Annotated in this window: 10 protein-coding genes and 2 pseudogenes; 2 read left to right on the top strand and 10 right to left on the bottom strand. The window is 68.5% G+C overall.

Annotation, left to right across the window (positions count from 1 at the left end; translation table 11 throughout):
* The 3 genes and pseudogenes from selB to GA0115254_RS45495 all read right to left on the bottom strand — a co-directional run.
* On the bottom strand, nucleotides 1-944 hold a 944-nt coding region (gene selB, locus GA0115254_RS02005; protein ID WP_093893520.1), incomplete at its 3' end, for a selenocysteine-specific translation elongation factor.
* Between the two features lie 7 nt (nucleotides 945-951).
* Nucleotides 952-2,298 carry an L-seryl-tRNA(Sec) selenium transferase gene (gene selA, locus GA0115254_RS02000; RefSeq protein ID WP_093893519.1) on the bottom strand — a complete coding sequence of 449 codons (1,347 nt, stop codon included), beginning with the start codon at nucleotides 2,296-2,298 and terminating at the stop codon, nucleotides 952-954.
* Between the two features lie 4 nt (nucleotides 2,299-2,302).
* Nucleotides 2,303-2,428: pseudogene (locus GA0115254_RS45495) on the bottom strand (selenide, water dikinase SelD); the annotation flags it as partial.
* Here GA0115254_RS45495 and GA0115254_RS47365 point away from each other — a divergent pair.
* Both GA0115254_RS47365 and GA0115254_RS45485 read left to right on the top strand, forming a co-directional pair.
* A pseudogene (locus tag GA0115254_RS47365) lies at nucleotides 2,429-3,505 on the top strand (cysteine desulfurase family protein); the annotation flags it as partial.
* 130 nt (nucleotides 3,506-3,635) lie between these two features.
* Complete coding sequence (locus tag GA0115254_RS45485; protein WP_256102353.1) at nucleotides 3,636-4,064, top strand: aminotransferase class V-fold PLP-dependent enzyme; 429 nt, start codon at nucleotides 3,636-3,638, stop codon at nucleotides 4,062-4,064.
* Between the two features lie 102 nt (nucleotides 4,065-4,166).
* Here GA0115254_RS45485 and GA0115254_RS01985 read toward each other — a convergent pair whose 3' ends face one another.
* From GA0115254_RS01985 to ngcE, 7 genes are all read right to left on the bottom strand, one after another.
* Nucleotides 4,167-5,483 carry a sugar ABC transporter permease gene (locus GA0115254_RS01985; protein ID WP_093893517.1) on the bottom strand — a complete coding sequence of 439 codons (1,317 nt, stop codon included), beginning with the start codon at nucleotides 5,481-5,483 and terminating at the stop codon, nucleotides 4,167-4,169.
* On the bottom strand, nucleotides 5,480-6,274 hold the full coding sequence (locus GA0115254_RS01980; protein WP_093893524.1) for an ATP-binding cassette domain-containing protein: 795 nt from the start codon (nucleotides 6,272-6,274) through the stop codon (nucleotides 5,480-5,482). Before GA0115254_RS01980 ends, GA0115254_RS01985 begins: the two co-directional genes overlap by 4 nt.
* A gap of 280 nt (nucleotides 6,275-6,554) precedes the next feature.
* Nucleotides 6,555-7,649, bottom strand: coding sequence for a substrate-binding domain-containing protein (locus GA0115254_RS01975; protein WP_370740811.1), 1,095 nt, complete (start codon nucleotides 7,647-7,649; stop codon nucleotides 6,555-6,557).
* Between the two features lie 124 nt (nucleotides 7,650-7,773).
* The gene (locus tag GA0115254_RS01970) at nucleotides 7,774-8,973 is read right to left on the bottom strand and encodes an ROK family transcriptional regulator (RefSeq protein WP_093893516.1); all 1,200 of its coding nucleotides are present in this window, start codon (nucleotides 8,971-8,973) and stop codon (nucleotides 7,774-7,776) included.
* A 198-nt stretch (nucleotides 8,974-9,171) separates the two neighbouring features.
* Nucleotides 9,172-10,089 carry a carbohydrate ABC transporter permease gene (locus GA0115254_RS01965; protein ID WP_093893515.1) on the bottom strand — a complete coding sequence of 306 codons (918 nt, stop codon included), beginning with the start codon at nucleotides 10,087-10,089 and terminating at the stop codon, nucleotides 9,172-9,174.
* A gap of 91 nt (nucleotides 10,090-10,180) precedes the next feature.
* Nucleotides 10,181-11,104 carry a carbohydrate ABC transporter permease gene (locus GA0115254_RS01960; protein WP_093893514.1) on the bottom strand — a complete coding sequence of 308 codons (924 nt, stop codon included), beginning with the start codon at nucleotides 11,102-11,104 and terminating at the stop codon, nucleotides 10,181-10,183.
* A gap of 50 nt (nucleotides 11,105-11,154) precedes the next feature.
* Nucleotides 11,155-12,603: an N-acetylglucosamine/diacetylchitobiose ABC transporter substrate-binding protein gene (gene ngcE, locus GA0115254_RS01955; RefSeq protein WP_093893513.1), complete on the bottom strand. Its 1,449-nt coding sequence runs from the start codon at nucleotides 12,601-12,603 to the stop codon at nucleotides 11,155-11,157.
* Nucleotides 12,604-12,907: the final 304 nt, after the last annotated feature.

Below are 12,907 nucleotides of genomic sequence, written 5' to 3'. Positions count from 1 at the left end.
ACATCGATGGGCAGGTCGTGCTCCGCCCGTATCCGCGCCGTGCCGTCGCCGAGGCGGCGCACCCGTACGGGCAGGGCGGCGGACCCCGCGTGCAGGATCAGCTCACCGGACCGGCAGTCGGCGAGCCAGTTCACCCGCGCGTCGAATTCCCGCGCGCCCGCCCACCAGCCGGGCGCGACCAGGGCGTCTCCCCTGCGGACGTGGTCGCGGTCGAGGCCGCGGAGGTTCACGGCGACGCGGGCGACGGCCTCGGCGTGGTCCACGCTCTCGCCGAGGCTCTGCAGCTGCCTGACCCTGACCGGCCGACGGCTGGACCACAGCAGCAGCTCGTCACCGCGCGCGAGGGTGCCGGCGCCCAGCGTGCCCGTCACGACCGTGCCGGCGCCCCGCACCGTGAAGACGCGGTCGATCCACAGCCGTGCGCGCGGGGTGGGGGCGGGTTTCGGCAGCCTTGCGGCCAGTCTGCCGAGCGCCTGGCGGAGTTCGGGGATGCCCGCTCCGGTGGGCGCGCTGGTGACGACGGCCTCCAGGCCGGACAGCGGGGTGCCGGACAGCCGGTCCCTGGCCTCCTCGACCGCAAGGGAACCGTCGCCGAGATCGGCCCGGGTGACGACGAGGACACCGTCGCGGACGCCGAAGGCGCGCAGGGCGTCCACGTGCTCCTGCGTCTGCCTGCTCCAGCCCTCGTCGGCGGCGACCACGAGCAGCACGGCCGGTACCGGACCGACGCCCGCCAGCATGTTGGGGACGAACCGCTGGTGGCCCGGCACGTCCACGAGGGCGAGGGTTTCGCCGGTGGGCAGGGTGGTCCAGGCGTACCCGAGGTCGATGGTCATGCCTCGCCGCTTCTCCTCGGCCCAGCGGTCGGGCTCCATGCCGGTCAGCGCCCTTACGAGGGTGGACTTCCCGTGGTCGACGTGTCCCGCGGTGGCCACGACGTGCATGACGGCGTCACCCGCCCGCGCGGTCGTCGACGAGCCCCGTGCTCCGGGCGGCGGCGACGGTCGCCGCGAGGACGTCGCCGTCCCGCTCCTCGGGGACGCAGCGCAGATCGAGCAGCAGCGCGCCGTGGGCGATGCGGCCCACCACGGCGGGCCGGCCCCGGCGCAGCGGTGCGGCGAGGGCCTCGGAGACCTGTACGGCGAAACCCGGCAGGGCGAGCCCGGGTGCTCCGCCGCCTCCGACGGCGCCCGGGTGCGGCGTGACGGCGGCGGCGAGCCCCCGGGCGTTGAGCGCGGCGGCGAGCGCGGCACTGCGCTCCCGCAACCGCTCGGGGTCGATGTGCACGGCCCGGCGCACGGGCGGCTCCGGGCCGCGCAGAGTCGCCTCCAGCGCCGCGAGGGTGAGCTTGTCGACGCGGAGGGCGCGGGCGAGCGGATGGCGGCGGAGCCGGTCGATCAGCTGCGTGGTGCCGAGGAGGAGCCCTGCCTGGGGTCCGCCGAGGAGTTTGTCGGCGCTGGCGGTGACCAGGGCGGCGCCCTGGCGGAGCCAGGTGGCGGCATCCGGTTCCGCGGGCAGCAGCGGGTCGGGGCGGAGCAGACCCGAGCCGATGTCGGCCACCACGGGCGCGTCGAGCGTGGCCAGTTCAGCGACGGACACGGCGGAAGTGAAGCCTTCGACGCGGAAGTTGGAAGGATGGATCTTGAGCACGAAGGCGGTGTCGGGGCCGACGGCGGCCCGGTAGTCGCCGAGGTGGGTCCGGTTGGTCGTGCCCACCTCGCGGAGTCTCGCGCCGGTGCTGACCAGGAGGTCGGGCAGCCGGAAACCGTCGCCTATCTCGATGAGTTCACCCCGGCCGACCACGATCTCCCGGCCCTGCGCCAGCGCCGTGGCCGCCAGGACGAGCGCGGCCGCGCCGTTGTTCACGAGATGGGCGTCCTCGGCGTCGGGCACGGCGGCACGAAGGGCGTCCAGTGTCGCCCGGCCGCGCCGGTCGCGGCGGCCGGTGGCCGTGTCGTACTCCACGTCCACATAACCGGCGGCGATGTCCACCGCCGCGCGTGCCTGAGCGGAGAGCGGGGCACGGCCGAGGTTGGTGTGGATGACGACACCGGTCGCGTTCAGCACGGGGCGCAGGGTGGTCGCGTGGTCCGGCAGGAGGCCGACGGCCAGATCGCCGATCCGATCCGGCGTCACCTCGCCGGCCCTGACCCTGTCCTGAGCCTGGTGCACGGCCTGTTTGACGAGGGCGGGGCCGAGCCGCGCCGCGGCTTCGGACAGGCGCGGGTCGGCCAGGACGGTGTCGGTGCGCGGCACCCGTCGCCGGGGTGCGACAGGTGCGGGAGATTCGGAGGCCATGGATTCAGCCTACGGTCACGAAGTGGTCGCCGAGCGGCGCGAGATGGCCGATGACGGGGGCTCCGGGGATCTCGCCCGCGATCAGGAGGCCACCGGAGGTCTGGGCGTCGGCCAGCAGAGCAGGGCCGTCATGGCGGCCGTGCCGGCGGCGGCCGGCCCGAGCAGGCCGGCGACCGCCACAGCGACAGAGGCCAGGCCGCCCACGATGTTGGCCGTTCCGAGGGGCTTGCTGTCTGCGATGCCGAAGCAGCCGCACGGGCGGTCACTGCCGCGGATGAGTTCTATCATGTCCATGACAGGAAAGGATCTCTCCGGGCTCACCGCGGATCACCATGCCCACGGCCATCTGGAGCGTCAAGAGGTCACAACGGCACCACAGTTCGGGGAAGTCGAGCTGCCGCTCGCTCCCTTGTGGAAGCGAAACCGCCGCTTCCACAAGGGGGTTTCCCATTCCGCGTTCACCGCAGACCTTGAAATACGCCCCACGAGGACCAACGATCAGGGATGCCGCCCGGAGACCACGGACCGCAAGACCGCGGACCGCGGACCACAGACCGGAAAAGGAGCAGAATTGACGGTGGAACAGGTACCGGTCGGTATGACGGACGGACTGCCCCGGCCCATCTATCTGGACCACCAGGCGACGACACCGGTCGACCCGCGTGTCGTCGACGCCATGCTGCCGTACCTCACCAGCGAATTCGGCAATCCGTCGAGCTCCCACGTCTACGGCAGAGCGGCGGCCGAGGCGGTGGGCAGGGCGCGCGCTCAGGTGGCCGCGCTGATCGGGGCACGGCCCGAGGAGGTCGTGTTCACCTCGTCCGGCACCGAGAGCAACCAGCTGGCGCTGGCCGGCACCGCCTACGCGAGGCGGGCGGCCGGAAGCGGAGACCATGTCGTCACCTCGGCCATCGACCACCCCGCGACCCTGGCTGCCTGCGCACAGCTCGAACAGGACGGCTTCCGCGTCACCCGGCTGCCGGTCGGCACGGACGGGCTCGTGGACCCGGACGACGTGGCGAGCGCCGCGGTGCCCGGCACGGTCCTGGTGTCGGTGATGCACGCCAGCAACGAGATCGGGACCGTCCAGCCGCTGGCCGACATCGCGCGGGCAGTCCGGGGCCGCGGCATCGCGCTGCACACCGATGCGGCACAGAGCCTGGCCACGGTCGTCACCGACGTGACCACGCTCGGGGTGGATCTGCTGAGCGTCGTGGGACACAAGATGTACGCGCCGAAGGGGGTCGGTGCCCTGTACGTGCGGGCGGGAACCCCGGGCCCGCCCCGCGGTTGGTGGGGGCGGCCAGGAACGCGGGCTGCGCGCCGGGACGGAGAACGTGCCGGGCATCGTCGCGCTGGGCGCCGCCGCCGAACTGGCGCTCAAGGAGCGGGAGAGCGACGCGGCCCGTATCCGGGGCCTGCGCGATCTCCTGCTCGGCCTGCTCATCGAGGGGATCCCCGGGCTGAGACTGAACGGGTCGCGGGAGCACCGCCTCGCGGGGAATCTCAGTCTCACCCTGCCCGCCACCTGCGCCGCCGCACTCGCGGCCGCGGTCCCTGAGGTCGCGTTCTCGGCGGGAGCGGCCTGTCACACCGGTGCGAGCGCACCGTCACCCGTACTGACGGCGATCGGGCTGTCGGCGGCGCAGGCGAGCCGTACCGTACGGCTGGGCCTGGGCAGGTACACCGGCGAGGACGACGTGCGGACGGCCGCCCGGGCCCTCGTACGGGGCGCACGCGGCGCCGCCGCCGTCACACCGGGGTGACCACTTCCGGCTGGGGACACGGCCGTGCCGCATCCGTCCCCGGACACAGCTGTGCCCGGCACCTGTATCGGGCGCCGGGCACAGGATCGGGCGGGCGTGGTGCTACGCGCGGCCCGCCGTCTTCTGGGTGCGGCGGGAGACCGAGTCGATGACCACTGCGGCCAGCAGAACAGCGCCTGTGATCATGTACTGAATGGCATTGGCCATACCGATCATGTTCAGGCCCTGCTGGATCGACTGGATCACGATCATGCCGAGCAGCGCGGACCAGACCTTGCCCCGGCCGCCGAAGAGGCTGGTGCCACCGATGACGGCCGCCGCGATGACCAGCATCAGCGTATTGCCGCCGCCGACGCTCTTGGTGGCTCCGCCCGACAGGCTCGCGATGAAGAGACCACCGAAGGCGCCCAGCATTCCGGAGAGCGCGAAGACGGTGATCCGGACCCGGTCGACGTTGATACCGGCGCGGCGCGCCGCTTCCGGGTTGCCGCCCACCGCGAAGACCTGGCGGCCGAAGGTGGTCCGGCGGGCCACGAAGTCCGCGACGACCAGCACGGCGAGGAAGAGCACCAGGGCCAGCGGCAGGCCGCGGGCACCCGAAGGCTCGTTCAGCACGTACGCGACGACGAAGCACAGGACCGCGACGACGGCGGTGCGCAGCACGACCTCGCTGGTCGGCCGGGCGGGCAGGCCTGCGGCCTTGCGGCGCCTGCTGTCCACCAGGAGCGAGGCGGCGTACGCGAGGACGGCGACCAGGGCGAGACCGTATCCGGCGGCCTTGTCCTCGAAGAAGTAGTTGGTCAGGTTCTCGACGATGCTGCCGGACGGCGTGTTGATCGAGCCCTCACCGCCCATCATCCACTCCTGCAGACCGCTCCAGCCGAGGAAGCCCGCCAGGGTGACGACGAAGGCCGGCACCCCGATCTTGGCGAAGAAGAAGCCGTGCAGGGCGCCGAGCGCCATGCCGGAGAGCACGGCGACGAGAACCGCCAGCCAGCCGTTCCAGCCGTGGTTGACGTTGAGCACGGCCCAGACGGCCGCACCGACACCGGCGACCGAGCCCACGGACAGGTCGATCTCGCCGAGCACCAGCACGAAGACGATACCGACCGCCATGATGCCGAGGCCGGAACTGTAGACGGCGATGTTGGCGACGGAACTGGCGGAGAGGAAGTTGCTGTTCTGGAACTGGAAGACGATCGCGATGACGATCAGCCCGACGAAGACCGGCAGTGAGCCGAGCTCGCCGCCGCGCAACTTGCGGGTGAACTCGGACCAGTAGCCCTTGAGGCCCTCTTCGCGGATGAACAGGCGCGGGTCCACGGCGGGGATGGGGGCCGCCGACTGCTCGGCTGCCGGTGCCGCCTCGGCGGCGGGCTTGTCGGTGGAAGTCCCGGGGGTCTTGGCGAGGTCGCTCACTTCGCGTCCTCCTTCGTGGCTGTGCGTGCCTGGCGGCGCGTGACGGCATTGTCCGTGGCGCCGGTGATCGCGGAGATGATCTCCTCGTGGGAGGTGGTCGCCACGTCGAAGACTCCGTTGTTGCGGCCCAGCCGCAGCACCGCCACCTTGTTCGCGACGGCGCGCACATCGGCCATGTTGTGGCTGATGAGGATGACCCCGTGACCGCGCTCGCGCAGCCGCTCGACGAGGTCGAGGACCTGGGCGGTCTGCTCGACACCGAGGGCGGCGGTCGGCTCGTCGAGGATGACGACCTTGGGGTCACCGATCAGGGCGCGGGCGATGGCCACGACCTGGCGCTGACCGCCGGAGAGCGAGGCGACCGGGATGCGGACGCTGGGTATCCGGATGGACAGGGTGTCCAGCAGTTCCTTGGCGCGCTTCTCCATCGCGATCTCGTCGAGGACGGAGGCCTTGCGCAGTTCGCTGCCGAGGAAGAGGTTGGCGACGACATCGAGGTTGTCGCAGAGAGCCAAGTCCTGGTAGACGGTGGCGACTCCGAGCTCCTGGGCGTCGTTCGGCCGGTTGATCCGGACCGTCTCGCCCTCCCACTCGATGGCGCCTTCGTCGATCGGGTGGACACCCGAAATGGTCTTGACGAGGGTCGACTTGCCGGCGCCGTTGTCGCCGACCAGGGCAACCACTTCGCCGGGGTGAATCTCCAGGTCCACGTCGGTGAGCGCCTGGACGGCGCCGAACCGCTTGGAGATTCCGCGCAACGCCAGCACGGGCGTAGCGGACACGTGAATCATCTCCTTCGCCGCCTGACCGGCGGGGATGGTGCTGCTGAGCACAGGGGGGTAGGGCCGTCGTCCGACCGCTGTCCTGCCCCGGAGGGCCGTCGCTCGACAGACGGCGGGGTGACGACGTGCCCCCAGGTCCCGTCGTCGGACCGCCGCCGTCGCCCGAGGGGGCGGCGGCGGTCCGACGACCGGACCTGGGAAGGAGTCCGGCGCCCGCCCCCGCCTGCGGGGCTTTGACGGGGCGGGTGCCGGACTGGCAGAGGTGCCCGGGGGAGCTTGCCCTCGGGTGTTACTTGATGCCGGCCGCGTCGCAGGCCGCCTTGTACTGGGCGGTGCAGATCTCCTCGACCGTGTAGACCTTGTCCGCGACGATCGTGGAGGCGATGTTCTCCTTGGTCACGACCGAGGCGTCGTACAGCTTCGACGGGGTGCCCTTGAACTCGCCCGAGAGGCTGTCGACCTTGATCGGGGCCAGATCGTCGATCTTCTCGCCCTTGAGCAGCCTGACGGCGATCTCGGCGGTGGTCTCGGCCTCCGGCTTGATCTGCTTGTAGATCGAGAAGGCCTGCTCGCCCGCGATGATGCGCTGCAGACCGGCGAGCTCGGAGTCCTGACCGCCGACCGGAATCTTCACACCCTGCTTCTTCAGGGCCGTGATGATGCCGCCGGCCATGCCGTCGTTGGCGGAGTAGACACCCTGGAAGCCGTCCTTGCCCAGGGAGTCGATGGCCGCTCCCATCTTCTTGTTGGCCTCGTCCGCCGACCAGTCCGGGATGTCCTGCTCGTAGACGACCTTCTTGACCTGCTTGTCGAGGACGCTGTGCGCGCCCTTCTTGAAGAAGGGGGCGTTCGGGTCGGTCGGCGAGCCGTTGATCATGACAACGTTGCTGTCCTTGGCCTTGGCGCCCAGCGCCTTGACCAGCGCCTCACCCTGGAGCTGGCCGATCTTCTCATTGTCGTACGACACATAGGCGGAGATCGGCCCCTCGGCAAGACGGTCGTACGCGACGACCTTGACGTCCTTCTTCGCGGCCTGCTGGACCCAGGACTTCGCGGCCTTGAAGTCGACGGTGTCGAGGATGATGACCTTCACACCCTGCGTGACGAGCGCGTCGAACTGCTTCTTCTGGGTCTCGGTGTCCTGCGCGGCGTTGTTGTACTTGACCTTGCAGTCGGCGCAGAGCGCCTTGATCTTCGCCTCCATGATGGGGCGGTCGAACGTCTCGTAACGCGTGGTCTTGTTCTCCGGCAGGAGCAGACCGATGGTCTTGCTGTCACCGCCGCCGGAGTCCTTGTCGTCGCCCGCCTTGCCACAGGCGGCGAGGGAGACGGCCATCGAAACTGCGGCCGTGCCTATGACGATGCGTCGCGTCATTGCGTTCATTGTGGGGTTTGCCTCCCTGACGAGGCCGCAGCGTTGCGGCCGAGGTGGCTGGAAGTCAACTCGGCCGCGACGCCAGCGTCAAGGAGTAAATTCTTAACGAGATGACAACGGTGCCATTCGTTATCTAAGTGAAGACAGGGGTGGCCGTCGACCGGGCGCTCTCCAAAAGGGTCGAATCCCCCATCTCGCTCAGTACCAGGGCCAGTGCGCCCAGCACTTCGGCCCGGCCGCCGAGCGCCCCGGGCAGCACGGAGAGCTGCCTGGCGGCGCTGGGAATGGCATAGCGGGAGACCGAGTCGCGGATCGGTGCGAGCACCAACTCGCCCGCCTCTGCGAGCGAACCGCCGAGCACCACCCGGCTGGGATTGAGCAGATTGCAGAGATTGGCCACCCCGCTGCCGATGTGCCGCCCGACGTCCCCGATCACCCGACGGCAGCCCGGATCGCCCCCGCGGGCCAACTGGACCACCCGTTCCATGGTGAGATCGGGCCCGTGACTGGGCTGGAGCAGCGGAAGGACGTATCGCGCGGCCGTGAACGTCTCCAGGCACCCCCGGTTGCCGCAGCGGCACACCGGGCCCGATTCGTCGAGCGTGATGTGCCCGATTTCGCCGGCCGTGCCGCCCGGCCCCCGGTAGATGTGCCCGTCGATCACCAGACCGGCGCCGACACCGCTGGCGACCTTGATGTAAGCGAGGTCCTTGACCCCCCGGCCGCTCCCCCAGACCAGCTCGCCGAGCGCCCCGAGGTTGGCGTCGTTGTCGACGTACACCGGCACGCCGAGCCGGCCTGCGAGCTCCTCGCTGGGGTTGATGCCCGTCCAGCCCGGCAGGATCGACGTGGAGCCCAGCGTGCCGGACTCGACGTCGATCGGGCCGGGAACACCGAGGCCGACCCCGATCACCTTGTCCGGGCTGATCCCGGTCGTCTCGATCAGCCGTTTGACCAGCCGCTCCGCCCGCCCGAACCCCTCCGCCGCCGAGGCGTCGACATCCATCGGCTCGGACTCCTCGGCGAGCACCTGGTGGGCGAGATTGCCGACTGCCACCCTCAGATGCGTATGCCCGAAGTCGACGCCGATCACAATGCCCGCGTCACCGCTGAGCGAGACACTGCGGGCCCGGCGGCCGCCCGCCGAGGTGGGGGTCACCTCGACCGTGCCGCCGTCCTTCAGTTCGCGAACGATGTTGGAGACGGTGGCCGCTGACAGGCCGGTGCTCCGTGCGATCTCCGCCTGGGTGAGCGAGCCGGCCATACGTACCGCGCGCACAACCCGCTCAAGGTTGGCGCGATGCAGAGATGTCTGCGACCCCGGAGTCTCCATCGACTCTCTCACTCCTACCATTTTCTCTAACATGTGAACTCTAAGCTGAGCGTTTTGGGGTGCTCCCCGTCAAGACCTTGAGCATGCGAAGCCTCGGATGAGCAGCATTGCCCGCACCGAGGCAGCCGCCTGCACACACGAACCGCCCGCCGGCGCGTGGCCGACGGGCGGTTCGTGTGTGTACGGAGGGTACGAGTACTACTTCACCGCACCCGCGGTGAGCCCTGCGACGACCTGACGCTGGAAGATGATGTACGCCGCGAGAACCGGCAGCATCGCCATCACCAGACCGGCGAAGAGACCGGACCAGTCACCCTTGTATCCCTGGCTGTTGGCCAGTTCGACCAGCCCCTGGGAGAGCACCCGGTGGCCCGGATCGGTATTGAGCACCGTCGGCAGCATGTACTGGTTCCACTGCCCGAGGAAGTTGAAGATACCGACGCTGATCAGGCCGGGCTTCGCCATCGGCAGCATCACCTGGAAGAACGTCCGGGTGTGCGAGGCCCCGTCGAGCATCGCCGCTTCCGCGACCGAGGTCGGCAGCGTCCGGAAGAACGAGGTGAGGAAGAAGACGGTGAACGGCAGCGAGTACGCGATGTAGACCATGATCAGTCCGTGCCGCGTGTTCAGCAGGCCCATGTTGTTCATGACGAAGAACAGCGGAACCAGCGCCAGGATGATCGGGAAGCTCATCCCGCCGATGAACAGGTAGTAGAGGAAGCGGTTGCCGGGGAAGTCGAACCGCGCCAGTACGTACGCCGCCATCGACCCGAGCACCAGAGTACCGACGAGCGAGCAGCCCACCACCACGACCGTGTTGAAGAAGTAGTCGCTCATGTGCGCCTGGCTCCAGGCGCGCGACCAGTTGTCGAAGTGCAGCTTGTCCGGCAGCGCCCAGGGCGTCGACAGGATCGAGTCGTCGGTCTTGAACGACGCCATCACCGCCCACAGCAGCGGCATGACGACCAGGATCGCCCAGATGATCAGCACACCGTGCGAGAAGACATTGAGGACCTGGCCCTCGCTGCTCTTCTCCTTGACTGCGGGCGCCGACGCCTTGGCCACGGGGGCCGGGTCCACGTCCGGGACCGCGGGCGGGGTGTCAGTGGTCTTCACGTGTACTCACCTCGTACTGTCGAGCCGGACACGGAGGCCGACCTGTGGTGCCTGCCGGTGATCCGGGGGCCGTCTCCCGTCAATCGCAGCATCAGAACTCCAGCCGCTCGCGCCGGCCCAGCCGCATCACGATGGCGGCGAAGGCCATGGTGACGATGAGCAGTCCGACACCGATCGTCGTTGCGTATCCGGCCTGCCCGTCGCGGAAGGCCGTCTGGTACACGTACAGCGGAAGGACCGTGGTCGAGTAGTCGGGACCACCGGGGCCCACGGTCATGACCTGTACGGCGGTGAACGCCTCCACGCCGAGGGCCAGGATCCCCATGTAGACCCAGCCCGACTGCACCGTGTCCCAGAGCAGCGGAAGCGTGATCCGGAAGAACGTCGTGAAGCGGTTGGCGCCGTCCAGGAGCGCTGCCTCGTAGAAGTCCTTCGGGATGGACGCCATTCCGGCCGAGAAGAGGACGACGAAGAATCCGACCGTCGACCAGACCAGCACCGACATGACGCAGACCAGCGCGAGACTCGGATCGCCCAGCCAGTCCGGCTGGATGGAGCCCAGACCGATTCCCTTCAGTGTCGAATTCAGCATCCCGCTGACGGGGTTGAAAGCGAACTGGAAGAGCAGAGCGACGATGACGATCGAGAGCACCTGCGGGAAGAAGTAGGCGATCTTGTAGAAACCCGAGCCCCGCACGCCGGAGACCGCGGCGTTCTTGCGCCGCCGGCCTCCGACATTGAGCATGAAGGCGAAGAACAACGCCAGGCCCAGCGTCACCAGCGGCAGCAGCAGCACGAGCAGCACGCTGTGCTGCAACGACTTCCAGAAGATGTCGTCCTTCAGCATCCTCGTGTAGTTGTCGAACCCGACCATCTTGAAGTCCGGGCTCAGGCCGGTCCAGTCCGTGAACGAGTAGTAGATGGACTGGATGAACGGCCAGATGACGAAGACCGCGTACAACGCGAGTGGGACCACCAAGAACCCCACGATGAAACGGTACTTGCCGTGCTGCATCGTTTACCGACCCCGATCTTTCCGCGGGTGCCGCCGCTGGTGACGGTTGCTCACTGGTGCTTGTAGTGCTTGATGGACTGGTCCTTGGCCGCCGCGTCGGCGAAGGCCTGGATCTTCTTGATGGCTTCCGCCGGGGTCGCGCGGCCGGCCATCATCTCGCCGATACCGGCGACACCGATCTGCTCCTTCTGGAGCTTCACGTACCAGTCCTGCAGACGCGGGTTCACCACGTTGTCGCCGGCCTTCTTCAGCGAGTCGACGCCGGACTGCATGGCGGTCGACAGGGTCAGACCGTCGGTGCCGCCGTTGAAGGCGCTGAGCGACTTGACCTGCTTGGTGAAGTTCTTCGAGGACTCCTCGGAGAGCATGATGCGCAGCTGCTCCATGCCGCCCTCGGGGTTCTTCGCCTTGGCCGGGACGACGAAGGGTTCGCCGCCGGAGGCCCAGATGGTGCCGAACGGCATCTTGTCGGACGAGTCCAGGCTGGACGGCGGCGCGACCATCATCTTGAAGTCCTTGGGCGTGGTCGGTGCCGCCTCGTTCTCCACCCACGAACCGTTCGGGATGAAGAGCGCCTTGCCCTTGGTCCACTCGGTCTGCGACTGGATGTGGGTCAGGCCAGGAGTGCCCTTGAGGATGTACCCCTTCTTGTACAGCTCGTAGTACGCCTCGAACGCCGCCTTGACCGCGGGGTCGTTCCAGGCGTTCGGCTCCAGGTTGTCGATCTTGTCGAGAACCTCCCGGCCACCGATCTTGGCGATGAACGGGTAGAGCGAGAACGGCAGGTAGTAAGGGTACTTACCGGCGTACGTCCAGCCGGCGATGCCCTTCTTCTTCGCCTTCGCGCAGAGGGCGAGCATGTCGTCCCAGTTCTCGGGGTACTGCGCGTCGAGGTTGTCGAGCGCGGTCTGCGAGTACCAGACGCCGTACACGGTGTACGCGTAGTACATGATCCAGACCGGGTCGCCGTCGAACTGACCCATCTCCAGGACACCCGGACGCAGCGTGTCGCGGACCTTCTTGGTCGGGTCGTCGATGGACGGGGCGTCCATCAGCGGCGTCAGGTCCAGCAGCTGCTTCTTGCCGACCAGGACACCCATGTCCATCTGCTCGGCACCGGAGTTGTCGATCAGGTCCGGCGGGGTGCCACCGTTGAAGCGCGGCTGCAGCTGCGACTGGATCTTCTGGGTCGCGACGTGCTTGACCTTCGGGGCCTTCGGGAACGCCGCGTTGTACTTCTTCTCCGCGTCGATCGCGTACTGCTGACCGAAGCCGCCGTCGAAGATGACCACCTCAAGGGGGGCCGTCTCGTTGACGCCGAGCGGGTTCGTCTTGCTGACCTTGCCCTTCTCGACCTTCTTGTCACTGCCGCTGTCGCTGCTCGCACACGCCGACAGGAAACCCATCGTAGGAACGGTGAGCAGGCCGAGCGCGGCAGATCGCTTGATCACATCGCGACGGCCGAGGCCCTCATTCTTGTGGGCGGAGGTGGATCCCATGCTCAAGTCCTCGCCTTCTCCAGGACTCAGGCGGTGTGTACCGGTCGCCCGTCGATATTCGCCTCAGGCGAAGGGCCCCGCCACCGCGGTCAGTTGCGCTTGGGTAGTGCTGATCTCAGGCTAGCCATGTGCAGTGGGGGCTTCGGGAGATCGGGCATCGGATGCACTTGTTGTGCGCGCCTTGGCCGTTCCCCCGTGTCCCCCTTGTCCGCGTCGCCGGAAAAAGCTGTGCGGATGCCGACAGGTATAGTCCACTCACGGCCGCCTGAGCAAGATCGAATGCAAGGTCGAGCAGCAGTCTTTC

This window comes from Streptomyces sp. Ncost-T10-10d (genome assembly GCF_900091955.1).
In the GTDB taxonomy this organism is placed as follows: Bacteria; Actinomycetota; Actinomycetes; order Streptomycetales; family Streptomycetaceae; genus Streptomyces.
This window is presented reverse-complemented; position numbering and strand designations above follow the sequence as displayed.

What these genes read in the sequence shown, in the direction of transcription:
- selA (WP_093893519.1), bottom strand. Translation starts at nt 2,298, where the DNA reads ATGGCCTCCGAATCTCCCGCACCTGTCGCACCCCGGCGACGGGTGCCG.
- GA0115254_RS01980 (WP_093893524.1), bottom strand. Translation starts at nt 6,274, where the DNA reads ATGATTCACGTGTCCGCTACGCCCGTGCTGGCGTTGCGCGGAATCTCC.
- GA0115254_RS01975 (WP_370740811.1), bottom strand. Translation starts at nt 7,649, where the DNA reads ATGAACGCAATGACGCGACGCATCGTCATAGGCACGGCCGCAGTTTCG.
- GA0115254_RS01970 (WP_093893516.1), bottom strand. Translation starts at nt 8,973, where the DNA reads ATGGAGACTCCGGGGTCGCAGACATCTCTGCATCGCGCCAACCTTGAG.
- GA0115254_RS01960 (WP_093893514.1), bottom strand. Translation starts at nt 11,104, where the DNA reads ATGCAGCACGGCAAGTACCGTTTCATCGTGGGGTTCTTGGTGGTCCCA.
- ngcE (WP_093893513.1), bottom strand. Translation starts at nt 12,603, where the DNA reads ATGGGATCCACCTCCGCCCACAAGAATGAGGGCCTCGGCCGTCGCGAT.